The 19763-nt window shown below is 68.1% G+C and carries 25 protein-coding genes and 1 pseudogene; 20 read left to right on the top strand and 6 right to left on the bottom strand.

The annotated features are described in order from the left end of the window. Positions 1–5 precede the first annotated feature (5 nt). Genes G7B71_RS09155 through G7B71_RS09145 form a run of 3 tightly spaced genes read right to left on the bottom strand, consistent with a single transcriptional unit; the run spans position 6 to position 1572 of the window. On the bottom strand, positions 6–533 hold the full coding sequence (locus tag G7B71_RS09155) for a tail fiber protein (protein WP_166040103.1): 528 nt from the start codon (positions 531–533) through the stop codon (positions 6–8). A gap of 12 nt (positions 534–545) precedes the next feature. After that, positions 546–1064, bottom strand: a complete 519-nt coding sequence (locus tag G7B71_RS09150; RefSeq protein ID WP_166040102.1) for a tail fiber protein — start codon at positions 1062–1064, stop codon at positions 546–548. Between the two features lie 10 nt (positions 1065–1074). Next, on the bottom strand, positions 1075–1572 hold the full coding sequence (locus G7B71_RS09145; RefSeq protein ID WP_166040101.1) for a tail fiber protein: 498 nt from the start codon (positions 1570–1572) through the stop codon (positions 1075–1077). Between the two features lie 144 nt (positions 1573–1716). Here G7B71_RS09145 and otsB point away from each other — a divergent pair, with 144 nt between their 5' ends. The 3 genes from otsB to otsA are packed head-to-tail and all read left to right on the top strand — an operon-like array spanning position 1717 to position 5638. Then, a complete protein-coding gene (otsB, locus tag G7B71_RS09140) occupies positions 1717–2448 on the top strand; it encodes a trehalose-phosphatase (RefSeq protein WP_166040100.1) in 732 nt (243 codons plus the stop codon). Next, complete coding sequence (locus G7B71_RS09135) at positions 2439–4235, top strand: glycoside hydrolase family 15 protein (RefSeq protein WP_207774757.1); 1797 nt, start codon at positions 2439–2441, stop codon at positions 4233–4235. The genes otsB and G7B71_RS09135 overlap by 10 nt, the downstream gene beginning before the upstream one ends. Next, the gene (gene otsA, locus G7B71_RS09130; RefSeq protein WP_166040099.1) at positions 4232–5638 is read left to right on the top strand and encodes an alpha,alpha-trehalose-phosphate synthase (UDP-forming); all 1407 of its coding nucleotides are present in this window, start codon (positions 4232–4234) and stop codon (positions 5636–5638) included. The genes G7B71_RS09135 and otsA overlap by 4 nt, the downstream gene beginning before the upstream one ends. Positions 5639–5704: 66 nt before the next feature. Here otsA and G7B71_RS09125 read toward each other — a convergent pair whose 3' ends face one another. Next, positions 5705–6028: a UrcA family protein gene (locus G7B71_RS09125; RefSeq protein WP_166040098.1), complete on the bottom strand. Its 324-nt coding sequence runs from the start codon at positions 6026–6028 to the stop codon at positions 5705–5707. A gap of 151 nt (positions 6029–6179) precedes the next feature. Between G7B71_RS09125 and G7B71_RS09120 the strand changes: the two genes are divergently transcribed. The 10 genes from G7B71_RS09120 (at position 6180) to G7B71_RS09075 (ending at position 13899) form a co-directional block, all read left to right on the top strand. Beyond that, positions 6180–7136 carry a LysR family transcriptional regulator gene (locus G7B71_RS09120; RefSeq protein ID WP_166040097.1) on the top strand — a complete coding sequence of 319 codons (957 nt, stop codon included), beginning with the start codon at positions 6180–6182 and terminating at the stop codon, positions 7134–7136. An 82-nt stretch (positions 7137–7218) separates the two neighbouring features. Continuing rightward, a complete protein-coding gene (locus tag G7B71_RS09115; RefSeq protein ID WP_166040096.1) occupies positions 7219–7926 on the top strand; it encodes a CoA transferase subunit A in 708 nt (235 codons plus the stop codon). Continuing rightward, a complete protein-coding gene (locus tag G7B71_RS09110; protein ID WP_166040095.1) occupies positions 7926–8822 on the top strand; it encodes an HAD family acid phosphatase in 897 nt (298 codons plus the stop codon). Before G7B71_RS09115 ends, G7B71_RS09110 begins: the two co-directional genes overlap by 1 nt. Further along, the gene (locus G7B71_RS15575; protein ID WP_207774756.1) at positions 8819–9385 is read left to right on the top strand and encodes a hypothetical protein; all 567 of its coding nucleotides are present in this window, start codon (positions 8819–8821) and stop codon (positions 9383–9385) included. The genes G7B71_RS09110 and G7B71_RS15575 overlap by 4 nt, the downstream gene beginning before the upstream one ends. A gap of 4 nt (positions 9386–9389) precedes the next feature. Continuing rightward, positions 9390–9851: a hypothetical protein gene (locus G7B71_RS09100; RefSeq protein ID WP_166040094.1), complete on the top strand. Its 462-nt coding sequence runs from the start codon at positions 9390–9392 to the stop codon at positions 9849–9851. Continuing rightward, positions 9835–10482 (top strand): CoA transferase subunit B, encoded by a 648-nt coding sequence (locus G7B71_RS09095; protein ID WP_166040093.1) that lies wholly within the window; start codon positions 9835–9837, stop codon positions 10480–10482. The genes G7B71_RS09100 and G7B71_RS09095 overlap by 17 nt, the downstream gene beginning before the upstream one ends. Beyond that, positions 10483–11445, top strand: a complete 963-nt coding sequence (locus G7B71_RS09090) for an NAD(P)-dependent oxidoreductase (protein ID WP_166040092.1) — start codon at positions 10483–10485, stop codon at positions 11443–11445. It begins immediately after the preceding gene. A gap of 58 nt (positions 11446–11503) precedes the next feature. Next, positions 11504–11965, top strand: coding sequence for a heme-binding protein (locus G7B71_RS09085; RefSeq protein ID WP_166040091.1), 462 nt, complete (start codon positions 11504–11506; stop codon positions 11963–11965). A 72-nt stretch (positions 11966–12037) separates the two neighbouring features. Continuing rightward, on the top strand, positions 12038–12901 hold the full coding sequence (locus G7B71_RS09080; RefSeq protein WP_243406179.1) for an N-acyl homoserine lactonase family protein: 864 nt from the start codon (positions 12038–12040) through the stop codon (positions 12899–12901). Further along, positions 12898–13899 carry an NADPH:quinone oxidoreductase family protein gene (locus G7B71_RS09075; RefSeq protein WP_207774755.1) on the top strand — a complete coding sequence of 334 codons (1002 nt, stop codon included), beginning with the start codon at positions 12898–12900 and terminating at the stop codon, positions 13897–13899. Before G7B71_RS09080 ends, G7B71_RS09075 begins: the two co-directional genes overlap by 4 nt. Positions 13900–13914: 15 nt before the next feature. On the opposite strand, the gene G7B71_RS09070 is transcribed toward G7B71_RS09075, so the two are convergent. After that, positions 13915–14301, bottom strand: a complete 387-nt coding sequence (locus G7B71_RS09070; protein WP_166040090.1) for a hypothetical protein — start codon at positions 14299–14301, stop codon at positions 13915–13917. 152 nt (positions 14302–14453) lie between these two features. On the opposite strand from G7B71_RS09070, the gene G7B71_RS09065 reads away from it, so the two are divergent. From G7B71_RS09065 to tgt, 7 genes are all read left to right on the top strand, one after another. After that, positions 14454–14780, top strand: a complete 327-nt coding sequence (locus tag G7B71_RS09065; protein WP_166040089.1) for a DUF1476 domain-containing protein — start codon at positions 14454–14456, stop codon at positions 14778–14780. Between the two features lie 6 nt (positions 14781–14786). Beyond that, complete coding sequence (locus G7B71_RS09060; RefSeq protein WP_166040088.1) at positions 14787–15020, top strand: BolA family transcriptional regulator; 234 nt, start codon at positions 14787–14789, stop codon at positions 15018–15020. Between the two features lie 10 nt (positions 15021–15030). Next, positions 15031–15360, top strand: a complete 330-nt coding sequence (gene grxD, locus G7B71_RS09055) for a Grx4 family monothiol glutaredoxin (protein WP_166040086.1) — start codon at positions 15031–15033, stop codon at positions 15358–15360. A gap of 19 nt (positions 15361–15379) precedes the next feature. Next, positions 15380–16576, top strand: a complete 1197-nt coding sequence (locus G7B71_RS09050) for an ATP-binding protein (RefSeq protein WP_166040084.1) — start codon at positions 15380–15382, stop codon at positions 16574–16576. Between the two features lie 151 nt (positions 16577–16727). After that, entirely contained in the window at positions 16728–16886 is a 159-nt protein-coding gene (locus G7B71_RS09045; RefSeq protein WP_166040082.1) for a hypothetical protein, read from the top strand. Positions 16887–17003: 117 nt separating this feature from the next. Then, on the top strand, positions 17004–18284 hold the full coding sequence (locus G7B71_RS09040; RefSeq protein WP_166040080.1) for an alpha/beta fold hydrolase: 1281 nt from the start codon (positions 17004–17006) through the stop codon (positions 18282–18284). A gap of 89 nt (positions 18285–18373) precedes the next feature. Then, on the top strand, positions 18374–19516 hold the full coding sequence (gene tgt, locus G7B71_RS09035) for a tRNA guanosine(34) transglycosylase Tgt (RefSeq protein WP_166040078.1): 1143 nt from the start codon (positions 18374–18376) through the stop codon (positions 19514–19516). On the opposite strand, the pseudogene G7B71_RS09030 reads toward tgt, so the two are convergent. After that, positions 19513–19763: pseudogene (locus G7B71_RS09030) on the bottom strand (ATP-dependent helicase); the annotation flags it as partial. The gene tgt and the pseudogene G7B71_RS09030 overlap by 4 nt on opposite strands.

Raw genomic sequence — 19763 nt, 5'->3', positions numbered from 1 at the left:
TGAGCTTAGGGGCGCGGCGGGAACACTCCCTGCAGCGCGATGCAGAAATTGAGGGTCAGGTAAGGCATCATATTGTTGTGCGGCAGCCCGCCGCCGGCCGGCGGCAGCGCCTGGAAGGCGAGGTTGGTGAGCGGCGTGGTCGCGGGATTGTAGGCGAAGCCGCCCTTGCTGCGCGCCAGCGTCACCTCGGGGCTCGGCTGCTCGAGGTCGGCCTCGTCCTCATTGTCCGACATCAGGCCATGCGAGTGCACCGGGATCTCCGACGTCAGCAGGGTGACGGTCTCGCTGCCCGACATCTCGCCGAGGAAGCGTTGGCTGAGGCCCTGGCCCTGGCCCTCGCCCAGCGGCACGTTGCCCTGCATGTCCGGGAGCGCGAAGGTGCTCTTGCCGTCGCCGCCATAGGTGGTCCCGAGCAGCGAGAAGAGCGCGGTATTCTGCGAGATCGGCATGATCTGCCCGTTGCAGAACGCCCAGCCCTTGGGCGCGAAATTGAACGGAAAGATGCGGATCTCAGCGACGAACGGATCGGCCATCGGTTGCTCCCCTCAGGTCTGGCTCGGAAAGAGGCCGAACAGCGAGATGATGAAGTTGAGGCACAGGAACGGCTGCATGTTCTCGTGCGGCTGGCTGCCGCCGGCGGGGCCGATGGATTGCGGCGCCATGGCGTTGGACGGCGAGAGGCCGAAGAACATCTGGACCGACGGGCTCGAGCCGACCACCGCATTGCCCGGATTGTTCGACGTTCCGGGCGATTGGGACGCGGTGAACGGATGGGTGTGCGCCGGGATCTGCTGGGTGGTGAGCGTCACGCTCTCGACTCCGGCCATCTCGCCGATCTGATAGTTCACGCCGTCGGGGCCGTTGCCCATGTGCAGCGGAATCCGGCTGCTGAGGTTGGGCAGGTTGAAGGTCGATTCGCCGTCGCCGCCGTAGGTCGTGCCGATCAGCTGGAACAGGACTTCATTCTCGCTGATCGGCAGCGTCTGACCCTGGCAGATCATCCAGCCCGCGGGCGCGAAATTGCCCGCGAACATGCGAATCTCGCCGACATAAGGCTGTGCCATGGTCGTGCCCTCAATTCTGTGACGGGAAGATGCCCTGGAGCGCGATGCAGAAATTGACCACGATATAGGGCTGCTGATTGGTGTGCGCTTGGCTCCCGCCGACATTGGTGACCGTCTGCGGCAACAGCGTCGTGAGGTCGGTCGGCTGGGTGTAGCCGTTGAGATAGGCGCTGAGCAGAGCGCCGTTGGGCTGCGGCGTGGTGCCGTTGTTGGTGTTCGCCATCAGCGGGTGCAGGTGGGTCGGCATCGTCTGCTGGGTGATCGTCACCGCGCTGCTGCCGGCGGCCTCGCCGAGCGTGTGGCCGTTGCCGCTGTGGATTGGCGCCCGCCCCTGCAGGTTGGGCAGCGCGAAGTTGGTCTGGCCGTTGCCGCCATAGGTCGTGCCGAGCAACGAGAACAAAGCCTGGTTCTGGTTGATCGGCAGGAGCTGGCCGTTGCAGAACGCCCAGCCTTTCGGCGGAAAGTTGAACGAGAAAAGCCGGATTTCCGAAAGAAAAGGCTCGGCCATCAGCGCATCCCCCTCCTTGCCCCGGGCCGAACCATACGCCTGCTGCCATGGTTCGCAAATGGTTAATCGCGAATCCTTTCCCATGTTGGGCTGAAAGTGGCGACCGGCTTGAGATTTGCACGAAGACCCGCCAACCGCGGAGCGATGCCTGACTTTCCGACGCCTCCACCCGCCCTGCTCGACGGCGCGGCCCTGTTCCTCGATTTCGACGGCACCCTGACCGAGCTCGCCGAGACGCCCGACGCGATCACGGTCTCTCCACACCTGCCGAAGCTGCTGGAGCGGCTGAGGAGCCGCCTCGACGGGCGGCTCGCACTGGTCAGCGGGCGGTCGATCGCCGATCTCGATCGCCATGTGTCGGTTCCCGGCATCCCCTTTTCGGGGTCGCACGGCCTCGAGCTGCGGCTTGGCGACGGCAGCGTCGCGCCGCTCCATGCGCCCCGCGGGCTGGGCGAGGTGCGCGACCGGGTGCGGCGATTCGCCGACGAGCGCGGCGGCCTGCTGGTCGAGGACAAGCCGGCTGGGATCGCGCTCCATTTCCGCCGCGCCCCCGACGCCGCGCCGGCGGTCGCCGACTTCATGGAGCATCTCGCGCGGGATTCGGGCCTGATCGTCCAGCACGGCAGCATGGTGGTCGAGCTGCGGCCGCCGGGTGCCGACAAGGGCGATGCCGTGCGCGCGCTGATGAAGGACGCGCCTTTCGCCGGGTCCCGGCCGGTCTTCGTGGGTGACGACCTCACCGACGAACATGCTTTCGCCGCGGTCGCGTCGATGGGCGGCGCCGGGGTGCTGGTCGGTCCGTTGCGCGAAACCGCGGCACTTTATCGGCTCCCGTCCGTTGCCGGGGTGGCGGAGTGGCTTACTGAATGCGCGTGAACAACCTGAATCTCTGGCCGATCGGCAATTGCCAGGTCAGTGCCCTGATCGACGAGAATGCCTCCTTCGTGTGGGCGTGCCAGCCGCGGGTGGACGGCGATCCGCTCTTCTCCGCTTTGCTGGAGCCGCGGGACGAGGGTGCGCTCCCGCGCGGCACGTGGCGGATCGAGGTCGATAACCAGGTCTCCTGCACCCAGCTCTACCTGCGCAACACGCCGATCCTGGTCAGCCGGCTGACCGACGCCGACGGCGGCATCGCGGAGATCTACGACTTCTGCCCGCGCTTTCTCCGCCAGGGCCGCATGTACCGTCCGGTCGCTTTCTGCCGCATCGTTCGGCCGATCGCCGGCTCGCCGCGCATCCGGGTGCAGCTCAATCCCAGCACCGATTGGGGCGCCAACGACGCCGAGCGGACGAGCGGCAGCAACCATATCCGCTTCCTCACCGCGCCGCAGCCGCTCCGCCTCACCACCGACGCGCCGGTCAGCAGCCTCCTCGAAGGGCGCTGCTTCCGCCTTGAAAAGTCGCTCCACTTCTTCCTCGGTCCCGACGAGCCGTTCGTCGGCAATGTCGGCCACACGGTCGCGACCATGCTCCACCAGACCTCGGACGAATGGCGCGACTGGGTTCGCGGCCTCGCCATTCCGCTCGAATGGCAGAAAGTGGTGATCCGAGCCGCGATCGCCCTGAAGCTGTGCCAGCACGAGGAGACCGGCGCGATCGTCGCCGCGCTCACCACCTCGATCCCGGAGGCGGCGAATTCGGGCCGCAACTGGGACTATCGCTACTGCTGGATCCGCGACGCCTATTACACCGTTCAGGCGCTCAATCGTCTCGGCGCGCTCGACGTCCTCGAAAACTATCTCTCCTACCTCCGCAACATCGTCGACAACGCGAAGGGCGGCGACATCCAGCCGCTCTACGCCGTGTCGGGCGAGCCCAAGCTGGACGAGGGCGTTGCCGAGGCGCTCGCGGGCTATCGGGGAATGGGCCCGGTTCGGGTCGGCAACGCCGCCTACACCCAGGTCCAATATGATGCCTACGGCCAGATCATTCTGTCCAACGCCCAGGCTTTTTTCGACGAGCGCCTGTTCCGCAAGGCGACGGTCGAGGATTTTCACGCGCTCGAGAAGGTCGGCGACCGCGCGTTCGAGGCGCACGATCAGCCCGACGCCGGCCTCTGGGAGTTTCGCACCCGCACTTCGGTCCATACTTATTCGTCTGTGATGTGCTGGGCGGCCTGCGACCGGCTGTGCAACATCGCCACCGCGCTCGGCCTCGAGGACCGAGCCGAATTCTGGCGGGATCGTGCGAGACGGGTCCGCGAGACGATCGAGAAACAGGCTTGGTACGAGGGGGGCAAGCGCTTCGCCGCGACCTTCGGCGGCGACGAGCTCGACGCGAGCCTGCTCCAGCTCGTCGACATGCGCTTCCTGGAACCCTCCGACCCGCGGTTCCTCGCCACGTTCGAGGCGGTCGAGGCGGGCCTCCGTCGCGGCGAGCACATGCTGCGTTACGCCGACGAGGACGATTTCGGCCTGCCCGAGACCGCCTTCAACTTCTGCACCTTCTGGCTGATCGAGGCCCTCCACCTCGCCGGCCGCCAGGAGGAGGCGCGCGCCCTTTATTCGAAGATGCTTGAACGACTGACCCCCGCCGGCCTCCTCTCCGAGGACACCGATTTCGACACCCACGAGCTGTGGGGCAACTATCCGCAGACTTATTCGCTTGTCGGATTGATCAATTGTGCCGGCTTGCTGTCCAAACCCTGGAGCGCGGTGAGATGAGCCGCCTGATCGTCATTTCAAATCGGGTGTCGGCGCCCAAGGGGCGCTCCCCGGCTGGCGCGCAGGGAGGGCTCGCGGTCGCGCTGGGCGCGATGCTGCGCGAATATCGCGGCCTGTGGTTCGGCTGGTCGGGCGAGAAGACCGACCATTTCACCGGCCAGATCAACATGCACCGCGAGGACGGCATCACCACCGCGACGATCGACCTCGAGGAACAGGACGTCGACGAATATTATAACGGCTACGCCAACCGGACGCTCTGGCCGCTCTTTCACTACCGCATCGACCTCGCCGAATATGACCGCTCGTTCGGCAGCGGCTACGAGCGGGTCAATCATCGCTTCGCCGAGACTGTCGCGCCGCTGATCGAGCCGGACGACATCGTCTGGGTCCACGATTACCATCTCATCCCGCTCGGCACCCAGCTCCGCCAGGCGGGCCTCAAGAACAAGATCGGCTTCTTTCTCCACATCCCGTGGCCGCCGCGGCGCCTGCTCGTGTCGCTGCCGTTCCACGAGCGCCTCGTCCGCTCGATGCTCGACTACGACCTGATCGGCTTCCAGAACGAGGAGTGGCTCGACAGCTTCCGCGACTATGTCCGTCACGAGCTCGGCGGCACGGTCGACGATGATGGCACCATCGTCGTCGGTAAGCGCAAGGTGAAGGCGGGCTGCTACCCGATCGGCGTCGACTTCGAGGAATTCACCGAGGCGGTGAAGAGCGACGAGACCCAGCTTGCCTATGACCGCCTGCTGCAGAGCGCCGAGGACAAGAAAGTCATTATCGGCGTCGATCGGCTCGATTATTCGAAGGGCATCGAGGAGCGCTTCTGGGGCTATCGCCGCTTCCTCGAGGAGCATCCCGACTATCACGGCCAGGTGCTTCTCCTGCAAATCGCGCCGCCGAGCCGCGGCGAGGTCCACACCTACGAAGCGATCCGCGAGCGGCTCGACGAGCTGTCGGGGCGCATCAACGGCGGCTTCGCGGAGGTTGACTGGGTGCCGATCCGCTACGTCAACCGCGGCTATAACCGCGCCGAGCTCGCCGGTTTCTACCGCGCCTCCGACATCGGCCTCATCACTCCTTTGCGTGACGGCATGAACCTGGTCGCCAAGGAATATGTCGCGGCTCAGGACCCGGAGGATCCGGGCGTGCTGATCCTGTCGCGCTTCGCCGGCTCCGCCTCGCAACTGGGCGACGCCTTGCTCGTCAATCCGTACAGCAAGGACGAGATCAGCGACGCCATCCGCCAGGCGCTCGACATGCCGCTCGACGAGCGCAAGCGGCGTTGGCGGTCCATGTATGACAGCGTCGCGAAGGAAGATGTCGTGTGGTGGCGCCAGGGCTTCGTGGAAGCGCTGAAAGGCGTCGAGAAGCGCGCCAACCTGACCATCGCATCCTGATCGGATCCGGAGAATCGGCGGCGCACCGGCGAGGGGCTGGCCGGTGCGCCGTCTAACTCACCAGCATCAGCGGCGGGCGGCGATGGCGATGCCCGTCTGCCGGCCGGCGAGGACGATGTCGCGCTGCCGGGCGGCGTCGGCGGTGAGCACCTCGCGGCAGTCGTCGACCCGGTTCTGGCCGCGCAGGTCCGCCGAGGAGGCGGAGCCGCACACCTCGCGCACCGCCTGGCGCAGGCGGTTGTCGAAGCTGCGCCGGCCGGCCTCGCTGGCGAGGTCGAGATCGGCATAGCCGACCGCGACGGAACGGGTGGGGGCGGCGTCCTGCGCGAGGACAGGGGCGGCGGCGAGGGTCGCCACGAAAGCGGCGGCGAGGGTGGTGATCGTCTTCATGGCTGTCTCCCTTGATTTCCGGACGGACACAGCCAGCGCTGGCTGACACCGATATATTAAGTTGCATAAAGCAACGCAATCAACGATATTGCCGGACGGTTCTGCGAAAGTGCAGAATGACCTTGGATCCGCGACGGAGCAGGGGGCTCCCATGCTCGACTGGAATGACCTTCGCTATTTCCTGGCGGTCGTCGACACCGGAAGCACTCTTGCGGCCGGCAAGAAGCTCAGGGTCAGCCAGACCACGGCGGCGCGGCGCATCGCGGCGCTCGAGGAGGCGGTCGGCCTCACCTTGTTCGAAAGGCGCCAGGCCGGCTACGCGCTGACCCCCGCGGGCGAGGCTCTGGTCGACCAGGCGCGGGCGGTCGAGACTTCGGCGGCCCATTTCACCGACGCTGCGGCGGCTGCTGCGCGCGACGTCAGCGGAACGGTCCGCCTCACCACGTCCGACATCTATGCGGTCACGATGATGTCGCCAATCCTTCGCGACCTTCACGACGTTCACGCCGGCATCCGCATCGAGTTGGTCACCAGCGACTACCCGCTCGATCTCGGTGCCGGCGAGGCCGACATCGCGGTCCGCGCCAGCGTCATGCCGCAGGGCGGCGGGCTCGTCGTCCGGCGCATCGGTCCCGACCCGTGGACGCTCTATTGCAGCCGCGACTATGCCGCTCGCCACGTGAGGCCTAACAACGCCGAGGACCTCCGCCACCACCCGATCATCGGCGGCGGCGGCGAGAAGATCTGGCCGGTCTATCGCGCCTGGCTCCAGCGCTTCGATCTGGAAGACGCCGTGGTTATGGAGCACGGCTCGGCGACCGGGCTCCTGGCCGCCGTGCGCGCCGGCGCCGGGATGGCGGTCCTGCCGAGCTTCATGGCCGATCGCGATCCCGACCTGGTTCAGGTCCTGCCGCCGATGAAGCGGGACGACCTGGCGCTCTGGCTGATGACCCACGAGCGGCTCCGGCGCACCCCCCGGGTGCGGGCGGTCATGGATTTTCTCGGCCAACGCCTCGCGCAGCTCGCCAAGGCAGATTCCGCTTCGAGCGGCGACTCTCCTTGGCTGGGGGACGGCGAAAAGCCGCGCCCGGCGATCGCTTCACCGTAAAGTTGAAATCCGGTTCAGGTTTGCTTGACCCCCGCCCCGGCCCGGCGCTATCGCCGCGGCGAACGAGGGACGGAGGGCCGACGTGAAGAAGATCTATCCCGATGCCGGCGCGGCGCTCGAGGGGCTGCTGTTCGACGGAATGACCATTTGCGCGGGCGGGTTCGGCCTGTGCGGCATTCCGGAGCGGCTGATCGACGCGATCCGCGACAGCGGCGTCAACGACCTCACCGTCGTGTCCAACAATGCCGGCATCGACAATGAGGGGCTCGGCAAGCTCCTGCGCACCCGCCAGATCAAGAAGATGATCAGCTCCTATGTTGGCGAGAACAAGGAATTCGAGCGGCAATATCTCGCCGGCGAGCTCGAGGTCGAATTCTGCCCGCAGGGCACGCTGGCCGAGCGCTGCCGCGCCGGCGGCGCCGGAATCCCCGGCTTCTACACCAAGACCGGAGTCGGCACGAAGGTCGCCGAGGGCAAGGAAGTGAAGAGCTTCGACGGCGAGGACTATATCCTCGAGCGCGGCATCCGCGCCGACCTCGCGATCATCAAGGGCTGGCGCGCTGATGAGACCGGCAATCTCCAGTTCCGCAAGACCGCGCGCAACTTCAACCAGCCGATGGCGACCGCGGGCAAGATCTGCGTCGCCGAGGTCGAGGAAGTGGTGCCGGTCGGCTCGATCGACGCCGACTGCATCCACCTGCCGTCGATCTACGTGAAGCGCATGATCGTCGGCGCCCCCTACGACAAGAAGATCGAGTTCCGCACCACCCGCCAGCGGGAAGCGGCGTAATGTTCGGGTTCCCCGGCACGGGCCGGGGTCCAGTTCTGGCCCTCGCAGGGGCGCTACTGCTCGCCGGATGCGTGACGACCGGCGCCGCGCCCCAGCCTGCGCCTCCCGCCGCCGCGCCGACCACGCCGCCGCCGGCGATGCAGTGGCTCTACGGCTCGGGCGAGGCGGGGGCCCTGTCGATCCAGGTCTTTCACGCCTTTCGCGACCACGCGCTCGCCGCGGCGCGCAGCCGCCCGCGCGACAGCGTCGTGCTGGCGCAAGGAGCGACGCCCGCGGCGCCGCGCTGGGTGCCGTGCGGGGACAAGCCGCCCGCAGTGGTCCTCGATGCCGACGAGACCGTGCTGCTCAACCTCGGCTACGAATATGACGAGGCGCTCACCGGGCGGACCCACAACCGCGCCCGCCGCGACCGCTACGAGCGGACCGGCGTCGAGAGCGTCGCCCCGGTGCCCGGCGCGGTCACCGCGCTGAGGGCGCTGCGCGAAGCCGGGATCACCGTCGTCTTCAACACCAACCGAATGGCCGCCAACGCCGCCGAGACGGCGCGGTCGCTCGACTTTGCGGGCCTCGGGCCGGCGCGCCTCGGCGAGACCCTGTTCCTCGCCGACGACCGGTCGGGATCGGGCAAGGACGGCCGCCGCGCCCTGATCGCCGATCGCTTCTGCGTCGTCGCGATGGCCGGCGACCAGCTCGGCGACTTCTCCGACGCGTTCAACGCGCGCGATCTCACGGTCTCGGAGCGCCGCCGCCTCGCCACCAGCGGCGACATCGCCGGCCTGTGGGGCAATGGCTGGTTCCTGCTGCCCAACCCGGTCTACGGCCCGGGCCTGCGCGGCACGTTCGACGAAGTGTTTCCGCAGGACCGGCGCTGGACCGATGTGGAGGGGGGAGAATGAGGAATCTGACCGTTGCTCTCGTTGCCGGGCTGACGCTGGCTGCCGCGCCCGCCGCCGCGCAGCAGCAGCCGAACCTGTTCGTCGTCGTCACGCAAGGCGCGGTTCCGGCCAATCCGGCCGACGTCGCAAGCATCGATGCGATCATGGCGGCTGTCTACGACGTCATCTCCGGCCCGGCCGGCGAGCGCCGCGACTGGAACCGCATGCGCTCGCTGTTCACCGCCAACGGCCGCCTGATGCCGAAGGGCGGCTCGGGCCTGCGCAGCGGCAGTGTCGAGGACTATATCAGCTCGAACGGCCCGCTCCTTGAGGAGCGCGGCTTCTTCGAGCGCGAGGTCGCCCGCCGCGTCGAGCAATATGGCGACATCGCCCACGTCTTCTCGACCTACGAGGCGCGGCAGAGCGAGAACGGCCCCGTCATCATGCGCGGAATCAACAGCTTCCAGCTGGTCCGTCACGGCGGCCGCTGGTGGGTCGTCTCGATCATGTGGCAGGCCGAGAGCCCGCAGAATCCGATTCCGGCCGGATATCTCGCCAGTCCGTCTTCTGGCGAGCGGGGCTGAGCCGATGCGGCGCAATCCCTGGCTGATCTGCGGAGGCTGGCTCAGCCTCGCCGCGGCGGCGCTCCACATCGCATGCATCTTCGGCGGCCCCGACTGGTACCGTTTCTTCGGCGCAGGGGAGCCGATCGCCCAGGTGGCCGAGCGCGGTTCATGGATCCCGCCGCTCATAACTCTCGCAATCGCCGCGGTGCTTGCGATCTGGGCCGCCTATGCCTTCGCCGGCGTGGGCCTCATCCGTCGGTTGCCGCTGATGCGCACCGCCCTCGTCGGAATCAGCGCCATCTATCTCGCGCGCGGGCTGCTCGTCGTCAGCCCGGCCTCGTTCAACCGCCCCGATCTGTCCGCAGACTTCATGCTGTGGTCGTCGCTGATCGTGCTCGTCTATGGCATCGTCCATGCGATCGGCACGTGGCGCGCGTGGGGCTATCTCAGCCGAAGAGAGGTATCGCATGCCCTGGGATCGTAATCAGATGGCCGCCCGCGCCGCGCAGGAGCTGCGCGACGGCTATTATGTCAATCTCGGCATCGGCATCCCGACGCTGGTCGCCAACAACATTCCCGCCGGCATGGAGGTCACCCTCCAGTCCGAGAACGGAATGCTCGGCATCGGCCCGTTCCCTTATGATGACGAGGTCGATCCGGACCTGATCAACGCCGGCAAGCAGACCGTCAGCCAGCTTCCGCAGACCAGCTTCTTCGACAGCGCGACCAGCTTCGGGATGATCCGCGGCGGTCATATCGACCTCGCCGTGCTCGGCGCGATGGAGATCGCCGAGAATGGCGACATCGCCAACTGGATGATCCCCGGCAAGATGGTGAAGGGGATGGGCGGCGCGATGGACCTCGTCGCCGGCGTCAAGAAGATCATCGTGGTGATGGAGCACACGTCCAAGAACGGCGACCCCAAGTTCATCCCGTCCTGCACCCTGCCGCTCACCGGCAAGAACGTCGTCGACATGATCATCACGGACCTCTGCGTGTTCCAGCGTCCCGACCATGACAGCCCGTTCAGGCTGATCGAGCTGGCGCCGGGCGTGACCGCGGAAGAGGTGCGGGCGAAGACCACGGCGCGGTACGAAGAGGCCGTCGCCGCCTAAGTGCGGATCCTGCTCACCGGTTCGACGGGCTGGCTCGGCCGCTATCTGGCGCCACGCCTGTCCGCGGCCGGCCATGACGTGGTCGGGCTCGATCCGGCGCCCGGCGCGCACACGCGCATCGTCGGCTCCGTCGCCGACCGCGCGCTGGTCGATAGGGTCTTCGCCGAGCACGCCATCGAGGCGGTCGTCCATGCCGGCGCGCTGCACAAGCCGGACATCGCCCGCTACCCCGCCCAGGCCTTTGTCGACGTCAACGTCACCGGCACCCTGAACCTGCTCGAGGCGGCGGTGGCGGCGGGGCACGACCGCTTCGTCTTCACCTCCACGACCTCGCTGATGATCACCGAAGCGATCCGCGCGGGGCGGGCAGGGGGCGCCGCCAAGGCCGCCTGGCTCGACGAGAGCTTCGGCCCGCTCGAGCCGCGCAATATCTACGGGGTCACCAAGCGCTCGGCCGAGCAGCTCTGCCACCTCTACCACTCGCTGCACGGCCTCGCGGTGATGGTCCTGCGCACCGGGCGCTTCTTCCCCGAGGAGGACGACACCCACCGCCACCTCGACGGGCCAAATATCAAGGCCAACGAATTCCTCGGCCGCCGGCTCACCGTCGAGGACGCCGCCGACGCCCATGTCGTCGCGCTCGCTCGGGCGCTCGAGATCGGCTTCGGCACGTTCATCCTCGCCGCGCCCACGACTTTCGCGCCCGAGGAGGCGGAGGAGCTGCTGCGCGACGCACCGGCGGTCATCGCCCGCCATTTCCCGGATGCGGCCGAGCTCTACGCCCGCGCCGGCTGGACCCTCCCAGACCATATCGACCGGATCTACGATTCAAGCCACGCCGAGCGCGTCCTCGGCCTCCGCTGCCGCACCGATTTCGCCGCCGTGCTCGAAGCGATGCGCAGCGGCGCCGAGCTGCCCTTCGAGCATGACCCCCACTATGTCTCGCCGCTGATCGAAAAGTAGCGCGGCATCGTCGAAGCGCCGACGACCGGCGGACCGACCTCGCGCGAACGAGGCGCCCATGAAGAAATTGCTCCTCGTCACCGTGCTCGTCGGAAGCGCGACCCAGGCCCAGCCCGCGTCCCGCCTCGATGCGACCGCCTCTCAGGCCATCGTTCAGGGCTGCGTCACCCATTCGACCGCCCGAGGCCAGAGCCATGCCATCGTCGTGGTCGACAGCGGCGGCCATGTAATCGCCTCGCTCAGGATGGACGGCAACGGCTACGGCGTCATGGACTTCGCGCTCGCCAAAGCGCGCGCCTCAGCCGCCTGGGGCGTCGCCACCGCACGGGGGAACACGCCCGGCTTCGCCAACGCGCCCCACGTCGTGACAGTGCCCGGGGGCGTGCCCGTCTTCTCCGCGGACGGGCGAACGCGGCTCGGCGCCGTCGGCGTGTCCGGCGAGCCGCCGCCCGACGACGTCGCCTGCGCCGAGGTCGGCATCGCTGCGGCGGGCCTTCGCTCGGCCCCGGCGCCGCGCTAAGCCCGCACTAGCTCCGCCAGCGGCGCGGGACTACCACGTGACTCGTCAGGGGCCGTCACCGGGGGAGATCCTATGTTCAAACGCGTTATGGCCGCCGCGCTGCTGGCAGTCGTGCTCATTTCCCCGCCAGCTATGGCTCAGCCGGCCCAGGCGCAGGCACAGGCACAGGCGCCACTCCAGCTCTGGCGCCTCGACTGCGGCGAGTTCGTGATCAAGCAATACGGCGCCTTCTTCTCCGACACGTTCCAATATCCGGCCGGGCCGAAGGACATCGTCGGCAGCTGCTACCTGATCCGCCACGGCGACCGTTACATGCTGTGGGACACCGGCCTCACCGACGCGCTGGTCGGCAACCCGATCGAGAACGCGGCGCAGCGGCTCAGCCTCCGGCGTAGCATCATCGACCAGCTGCGCGAGCTGAACGTCCGCCCGGAGCAGATCGAGTATATCGGCATCAGTCACTGGCACTTCGACCACACCGGGCAGGCAGCCCGTTTTCCGCAGGCGCGGCTGCTGATCGGGCGAAGCGACCTGGAGCACCTTCGCGATTGGGGCCCAGGAGTGAACGACGCTGCCGTGGCTGCGATGTCGCACTGGCTGACCGGCGGCGGCCAGGTGGAGCCGCTTGACGGCGACAAGGACGTGTTTGGAGACGGTCGCGTGGTCATGCTCGACCTTCCCGGCCACACGCCGGGGCACAACGCCTTGCTCGTGCGGCTTGCGTCCGGGCCGGTGCTGCTGACTGGCGACCTCTATCATTTCACCGAGCAGGTCGCGAACCGCGGCGTCCCGCCGTTCAACCACGACCGCGCCGACACGCTCGCCTCGATGGACCGGTTCGACCGGATCGCCCGCAATCTCGGCGCCCGGGTCATCATCCAGCACGAGCCCGCCGACATCGCCAGGCTGCCCGCTTTCCCGGAGGCGGCGCAGTGAAGGCGCTGCTGTCCACCGCTCCGGGCGGGCCGGATACGTTGGAGCTTCGCGACCTGCCCGATCCCGTCGCCGGCCCGGGCCAGCTGCTCGTCCGCGTGAAGGCGTGCGCGATCAATTATCCCGACGTGCTGATCATCGAGGACAATTATCAGTTCAAGCCGGAGCGCCCGTTCGCTCCGGGCGGTGAGATCGCCGGAATCGTCGAGGCGGTCGGCGAGGGCGTTGCCGGCTGGTCGCCGGGCGACCGATTGATCGCGATGATCGGCCATGGCGGGCTTGCCGAGAAGGTCGTGGTCCCGACCGCGATGGCGGTGCCGCTGCCCGAGGGCCGCAGCTTCGCCGAGGGATCTGCGCTGATCCTCACCTATGCGACCACGATCCATGCGCTTCTGGACCGCGGCAAGCTCAGGGAAGGCGAGACCCTGCTCGTCCTCGGCGCGGCCGGCGGAGTCGGGCTCGCCGCGGTCGAGCTCGGCAAGGCCTATGGCGCGCGGGTGGTCGGCGCTGTCTCGTCCGCGGAGAAAGCCGAGGCGGCGCGCGCCGCCGGCGCCGACGCCACGCTGGTCTATCCGCGCGGCCCGTTCGACAGGGACTCGTCCAAGGCGCTGGCGGCGCAGTTCAAGGACTTGGTCGGGCCGAACGGCGCCGACCTCATCTACGATCCGGTCGGCGGCGACTATGCCGAGCCGGCTTTGCGCTCGATCGCCTGGGAGGGCCGCTACCTGGTGATCGGCTTCCCGGCCGGAATCCCGAAGCTGCCGCTCAACCTCACCCTGCTCAAGAGCTGCGACGTGCGCGGCGTGTTCTGGGGCGCCTTCGCGGCGCGCGACCCCAAGGCCAACGCGGCACACCTCCAGACGCTATTCCGTCTCTGGGAGGAAGGCAGGATCGCGCCGCGCGTCACCCGCACCTGGCCGCTGGCGCAGGGCGGCGAGGCCATCGCCCACATGGCGGCGCGGCAGGCGGTGGGGAAGCTCGTCGTCACGATGGACGACTGAGCCTCCCCCCGATTCCTACTGAGCGGGCGCCTGGGCCGGGGCGGCGCGCTGGCGGCGGATGGCGCCGGCGACGTCGGCCTCGATGCCGCCGAGCTCGGCGCGCATCTGGGTTAGCGCCTGGCTGCGCTGCGCCTCCGGCAGGGTGTTGATGAACGCTTCGGCCGCCTGAACCAGAGCGTCGCGCTGAGCGGTGCAGGCTCCGACGATGCCCGCAGCGCCGGCTTCCGGAGTGTCCGTGGCGGCAAGGCCGCGCATGCCGCCGCCGATGCACTCGCCGAGGGCCTGACCGGCCTGCTGGATGGCGGGCGGCGGACCGGCAGGCGCCGCGGGCGCCGGCGCCGGCTGCGCGAAGGCGGGAAGGGCGGCGACGAGCAGGGCGGCGGACAGGCCGTACTTCAGCATGACTTTGATTCTCCTAAGGGAAGTGCAGTGGTGGCAGATTCCGCGGGGCGCACAAGCGGCTTTCGCCAGGCCGAGCGCCGTTGCGCCATACGCCCGCGCCGCCTATCTCGGCTGCGAACCGCATCAGCCCCAACCAACAGCAGGCGAGCCCAATGACCACTTTCGACGAACGCGAGCGCGCCTTCGAGGCCAAGTTCGCCCGCGACCAGGAGATGCAGTTCCGCATCCACGCCCGCCGCGACCGCCTTCTCGGCCTGTGGGCGGCGGAGCGGATGGGCCTGACCGACGCCGAGGCGGAGACCTATGCGCGCGACCTCATCCGCTCGGATTTCGAGACGATCGGCGACGACGACGTCGTCCGCCGCCTGACCGGCGACTTCACCGCCGCGGGGATCGACGTGGACGAGGCCGAGATTCGCGCCCGAATCGAGGAGAAGACGATCGCCGCCCGCCGCCAGCTCATCGAGTCGATGGAGTAGCCGCACGTGCCGATGACCGCGGACGAGATCGAGGCGATGATCGCCGCCGCCATTCCCGGCGCGACGGTCGAGATCACCGACCTTGCCGGCGACGGCGACCATTATTCGGCGCGGGTCGTCGCCGAGGCGTTCCGCGGCAAGTCCCGGCCGCAGCAGCACCGCATGGTTTACGAGGCGCTCGGCGGGCGCATGGGCGGCGTCCTCCACGCCCTCCAGCTCTCCACCGCCGCGCCGGAATGAGGAAAGAGTTATGAGCGACACCAACGCCCGCATCGGCGAGATCGTCAATTCCGCCGACGTCGTCCTGTTCATGAAGGGCAGCGCGCTGTTCCCGCAATGCGGCTTCTCCAGCCGCGCAGTGGCGATCCTCGACCATCTGGGAGTCCAGTTCACCACCGTCGACGTGCTCCAGGACGCGGAGGTCCGCCAGGGCATCAAGGCATTTTCCGACTGGCCGACCATCCCGCAGCTCTACGTCAAGGGCGAGTTCGTGGGCGGCAGCGACATCATGATGGAGATGTTCGAGGCCGGCGAGCTCCAGCAGCTGTTCACCGGCAAGCAGGTCGCAAAGGCCGACTGACGCCGAGCGGGGGGCCGGGATGAACAGCGCGCGTCGCCTAACTCCCAGCTCGGGCTGGCCCGGCTTCGACGAGCTGCTCGACGGCTCGGGCCCTGTGGACGAGCTTCTCGAACGCGTCGGCGACCGCGAGGAGCTCCTGCTCCAGGCGCTGCGCATCGCCGGGGTCGGCGGCTGGGAGCTCGATATCGCGAGCGGCACGCTGAGCTGGTCGGAGGAGACCTACCGCATCTTCGGCGTCGATCCGCAGGATGAGAAGCCGAGCGCCGAGCTGTTCTACAGCCTCGTCCACCCCGAGGACCGGGCGCGCGTCCTCGACAACCAGTCCTGGTCCTACGAGACCGGCGACATCTTCGACCAGGAATATCGGATCGTCCGCCGCGACGGTGAGGTGCGTTACCTCAACAGCCGGGCCCAGATCCTGCCGCGCGGCCGCACCCGCGACAACCGCTTCCTCGGCATCGTTCGGGACATTACCGAGCGGCGGCTGTTCGAGCAGCAACTCGAGGCCGAGCGCGCCAGGGCGGCCAGGCTTCAGTCCGAGCTCATCCACATCTCCCGAAACAGCGCGATGGAGACGATGGCCGCCGCCATCGCCCACGAGCTCAATCAGCCGCTCACCGCCGTCGCGAACTTCTCCGCCGCCGCGCGCGCGTTGCACGCGAGGGACCCGCTTTCGGAGCAGCTCGAGGAGGCCTGCCGGCAGATCGAGAGCAACGCCCACAAGGCCGCCGAGATCGTCCGCGGGCTCCGCGCGATGACCAAGCCCGGGAACGGCCATCGCACGACAGTTTCCCTGGCCGACACGATCCGGGACGCGGCCGCCCTGGCGCTCGTCGGCGCCGACGTCACCATCAGCTACGACCTCGCGCCGGATCTCCGAGTCCATGTCGACCGCGTCCAGATCCAGCAGGTGATCGTGAACCTGGTCCGCAATGCCTGCGAGGCCGTGGAGAGCGCGGCGAACAAGGACATCGCGGTCGCCGCGCGGCGTCAGGGCGATTGCGCCTGCATCGCCGTCACCGACCGGGGCGTCGGCATCGCGGAGGACCTGCTCCCCACCATCTTCGACTCGTTCGTGTCGACCAAGGAGGACGGCATGGGCATCGGCCTGTCGATCAGCCGGAGGATCGTGGAAGCGCATGGCGGACGGATCGGGGTGACCTCGAAGCCCGGCGAGGGCGCGTCCTTCTGGCTGACCCTGCCGCTGGCAGCCTGAGGGCGCCCACCGTAGGGACAGCCATAGCAAGTATGCGGTCGCGAGATGGGAACCTTTGACCCGGTCGACACGCTCCCTCATCCGAGCCGGGGGAACCTCTCGATCGGTCGGAGATGGTGCCTGGTGGCGAAGAGGAGCTGAGGCCTTCCCGATGTCCGAAGAAACCATCGAAAATATGCGCGAGCGGATCCAGCGGTGCCGCCGGCTGGCCAAGGCGACGACCGACGAGCGCACCGCCGAGGCGCTCTTACAGATCGCGGACGAGATCGAGGCCGATGTCAGGCAACTGGAGGCCCGCGGCGGCTTCTAGCGGTCCTGCAAGGCGGAGCGACCGCTCTCCACCCGTTGCGGACAATCGGGGGCGTGCCGACAGCCGCCCCTTGAAGGCCGGCATTGCTTCCTTCAAGACAGGTGCGGCAGGAGGCGCATGGCCGACATCTTTCTCAGCTATGCGCGTGAAGACGTCGATGCGGCCCGGGCGCTGGCTGCTGGCCTCGAAGGCCTGGGCTGCTCGGTCTGGTGGGATCGAAAAATTCGCGGAGGGACTGAGTTCTCAAGCGAGATTGAAGAAGCGCTCGGTGCCGCCGGTGCAATCATCGTCTTGTGGTCGAAGAGCTCGCTCCGGTCTCACTGGGTGCGCGACGAGGCGGCGTTCGGACGCGACACCGGCAAGCTCATCCCGGTGACGATCGACAGAAGCGACCCACCCTTGGGATTCCGCCAATTCCACACCCTGAACCTTACCACGCTGAACGGAGTCGATGGCGCGGACCTGCCATCGGAGCTCAAGGCCGCGATCGATCTCAAGCTTGGCAGGGCGGGACAATCTTCCGTCATCGGTCGCGCGCCGGAGCTGGACCAGGAGATCCGATTCTGCACCGCGTCCGACGGCACCGGTCTGGCGTACAGCGTGATCGGCGAGGGGCCGCCGCTGGTAAAGTCGGCCAACTGGATGAACCACCTCGAGTTCGAGTGGGGGAGCCCAATATGGAGCCACTGGATCCGCGAGCTTGCCCGCGGGCGCACGCTCCTGCGCTACGACGAGCGCGGCAACGGCATGTCCGACCGCAATCCGGCCTCGCTAACCTTCGATGACTTTGTCGAGGATCTTGAGACCGTCACCGATGCGGCCGGGATGGAGCAGTTCGACCTCCTCGGCATCTCTCAAGGAGCCTCGGTCGCGGTCGCTTATGCGGTGCGGCATCCCGATCGCGTGAAGCGGCTTATCCTTTATTCGGGGTTCCCGGTGGGTGCCTTCGCGTCCGGAGACGAGGACAGGCGCGCCCAGGAGCAAGCCATGATCACGCTGGTGAGCTCAGGCTGGGGCGGAGAGGGTCCGGCCTTCCGGCAGCTTTTCACGAACATCTTCTTCCCGCACGGCACGGCCGAGGAGATTGCCTGGTTCAACGAGCTGCAGAAGGTGTCCGCCACCGCGGCTCAGGCGCAGCGGATCATGGAGGTGATAGCGACGATCGACGTTCGCGATCTCCTACCGATGGTTTCCGTGCCGACGCTGGTCGTGCACGGGCGAGAGGATCAGGCGGTCCCGGTCGAGATCGCCCATAAGATGGCAGCGAGTATACCAGACGCCCGGTTCGCGACGCTGGAGACCAAGAACCATATCCTGACCGAGCATGAGCCGGCATGGGGCAAGTTTCAGCAACAGCTTCGAGCGTTTCTGACCAATGATGGTGTGACGGGAGGCTGACCGGCTGCGCCGCGATCGTGAACTTCACGACTCTCGGACCTTCCGGCGGCAGGTCGACGCCTCGCTTCGCCGCCGCTAAGGCCGCGCGGATGTCCGCTCCCCGTTTCGACTTCACCATCCACGCCACCGACGGCGCAGCCCGCGCCGGCACCATCGCGATGAAGCGCGGCGAGATCCGCACCCCCGCCTTCATGCCGGTCGGAACCGCGGCGACGGTCAAGGCGATGAAGCCGGCGGACGTGCGCGCGCTCGGCGCCGACATCATCCTCGGCAACACCTATCACCTCATGCTCCGCCCCGGCGCCGAGCGGGTCGCGAGGCTCGGCGGGCTCCACGGCTTCATGGGCTGGGAGCGGCCGATCCTCACCGACAGCGGCGGCTATCAGGTGATGAGCCTCGCCGATCTCACCAAGCGAAGCGAGGAGGGCGTCGCCTTCGCCTCGCACCTCGACGGCAAACGCCACATGATCAGCCCGGAGCGCTCGACCGAGATCCAGCGGCTGCTCGACTCCGACATCGTCATGGCGTTCGACGAGTTGGTCCCCACCACCTCGACCCGCAAGGTTCAGGCCGGGGCGATGGAGCGCTCGATGCGCTGGGCGCGGCGCTCGCGCGACGCCTTCCTCGGCGGCGGCGAGCATGCGACACGCGCGGCCCAGTTCGGCATCCAGCAGGGCGCGCTCGACGAGGGCCTGCGCAAGGCCTCCGCTGACGCCCTGATCGACATCGGCTTCGACGGTTATGCGGTCGGCGGCCTCGCGGTCGGCGAGGGGCAGGAGGCGATGTTCGCCGTGCTCGACTATGCGCCGGGCCAGCTTCCCGCCGACCGGCCGCGCTATTTGATGGGCGTCGGCAAGCCCGACGACATCGTCGGCGCGGTCGAGCGCGGCATCGACATGTTCGACTGCGTGCTTCCGACCCGCTCGGGCCGCAACGGCCAGGCTTTCACCTGGTCCGGACCGATCAACCTGCGCAACGCGAAGTTCGCCGAGGACAAGGGGCCGATCGACCCCGATTGTTCGTGCCAGGTCTGCGCGACCTGGAGCCGCGCTTATGTCCACCACCTCATCCGCGCCGGCGAGATTTTGGGCGCGATGTTGATGACCGAGCACAATCTCAGCTTCTACCAGCAGCTGATGGCGGGCCTGCGCGCGGCGATCGCCGAGCAGCGGCTGACCAGCTTCGCCAGCGATTTCAGGGCGCGCTACGCACGCGCAGCCAAGGAAGCTTAGCCGCCGAAGCCCTGGCTGAGGAAGCCGGGGACCGGACCGTTCCAGCCTTCGTCGCCGGCGGTCTCGAGCTCGCGCTCCTGGCGGGGCTGGCGGCGCGGCGCCGGCTGCTCCTCGCGGCGCGGCTTGTCCTCGGTTCGCGGCTTGTCCTCCGCGCGCGGCTTCTCGGCGCGGGGCTTGTCCTCCGCGCGCGGCTTCTCCTCGCGCGGCGTCTCGGCCTTGGCGCCGCGGCGGCCGCGGCTCCTGCGCG

Origin of the sequence: Sphingosinicella sp. YJ22, assembly GCF_011320075.1 — a bacterium.
In the GTDB taxonomy this organism is placed as follows: domain Bacteria; phylum Pseudomonadota; class Alphaproteobacteria; order Sphingomonadales; family Sphingomonadaceae; genus Allosphingosinicella.
The sequence above is the reverse complement of the archived record's forward strand: the minus strand, read 5'-3'. Positions and strand labels throughout refer to the sequence as shown.

Bases quoted from the DNA above. Each gene is read 5' to 3' on its own strand.
- G7B71_RS15575 (WP_207774756.1), top strand. From the start codon at position 8,819: ATGAGGAATCTGACCGTTGCTCTCGTTGCCGGGCTGACGCTGGCTGCC.
- G7B71_RS09155 (WP_166040103.1), bottom strand. From the start codon at position 533: ATGGCCGATCCGTTCGTCGCTGAGATCCGCATCTTTCCGTTCAATTTC.
- G7B71_RS09070 (WP_166040090.1), bottom strand. From the start codon at position 14,301: ATGCTGAAGTACGGCCTGTCCGCCGCCCTGCTCGTCGCCGCCCTTCCC.
- G7B71_RS09045 (WP_166040082.1), top strand. From the start codon at position 16,728: ATGTCCGAAGAAACCATCGAAAATATGCGCGAGCGGATCCAGCGGTGC.
- otsB (WP_166040100.1), top strand. From the start codon at position 1,717: ATGCCTGACTTTCCGACGCCTCCACCCGCCCTGCTCGACGGCGCGGCC.
- grxD (WP_166040086.1), top strand. From the start codon at position 15,031: ATGAGCGACACCAACGCCCGCATCGGCGAGATCGTCAATTCCGCCGAC.
- G7B71_RS09125 (WP_166040098.1), bottom strand. From the start codon at position 6,028: ATGAAGACGATCACCACCCTCGCCGCCGCTTTCGTGGCGACCCTCGCC.
- G7B71_RS09150 (WP_166040102.1), bottom strand. From the start codon at position 1,064: ATGGCACAGCCTTATGTCGGCGAGATTCGCATGTTCGCGGGCAATTTC.
- tgt (WP_166040078.1), top strand. From the start codon at position 18,374: ATGTCCGCTCCCCGTTTCGACTTCACCATCCACGCCACCGACGGCGCA.
- G7B71_RS09095 (WP_166040093.1), top strand. From the start codon at position 9,835: ATGCCCTGGGATCGTAATCAGATGGCCGCCCGCGCCGCGCAGGAGCTG.
- G7B71_RS09050 (WP_166040084.1), top strand. From the start codon at position 15,380: ATGAACAGCGCGCGTCGCCTAACTCCCAGCTCGGGCTGGCCCGGCTTC.
- G7B71_RS09145 (WP_166040101.1), bottom strand. From the start codon at position 1,572: ATGGCCGAGCCTTTTCTTTCGGAAATCCGGCTTTTCTCGTTCAACTTT.
- G7B71_RS09065 (WP_166040089.1), top strand. From the start codon at position 14,454: ATGACCACTTTCGACGAACGCGAGCGCGCCTTCGAGGCCAAGTTCGCC.
- G7B71_RS09110 (WP_166040095.1), top strand. From the start codon at position 7,926: ATGTTCGGGTTCCCCGGCACGGGCCGGGGTCCAGTTCTGGCCCTCGCA.
- G7B71_RS09100 (WP_166040094.1), top strand. From the start codon at position 9,390: ATGCGGCGCAATCCCTGGCTGATCTGCGGAGGCTGGCTCAGCCTCGCC.
- G7B71_RS09135 (WP_207774757.1), top strand. From the start codon at position 2,439: ATGCGCGTGAACAACCTGAATCTCTGGCCGATCGGCAATTGCCAGGTC.
- G7B71_RS09040 (WP_166040080.1), top strand. From the start codon at position 17,004: ATGGCCGACATCTTTCTCAGCTATGCGCGTGAAGACGTCGATGCGGCC.
- G7B71_RS09120 (WP_166040097.1), top strand. From the start codon at position 6,180: ATGCTCGACTGGAATGACCTTCGCTATTTCCTGGCGGTCGTCGACACC.
- G7B71_RS09080 (WP_243406179.1), top strand. From the start codon at position 12,038: ATGTTCAAACGCGTTATGGCCGCCGCGCTGCTGGCAGTCGTGCTCATT.
- G7B71_RS09085 (WP_166040091.1), top strand. From the start codon at position 11,504: ATGAAGAAATTGCTCCTCGTCACCGTGCTCGTCGGAAGCGCGACCCAG.
- otsA (WP_166040099.1), top strand. From the start codon at position 4,232: ATGAGCCGCCTGATCGTCATTTCAAATCGGGTGTCGGCGCCCAAGGGG.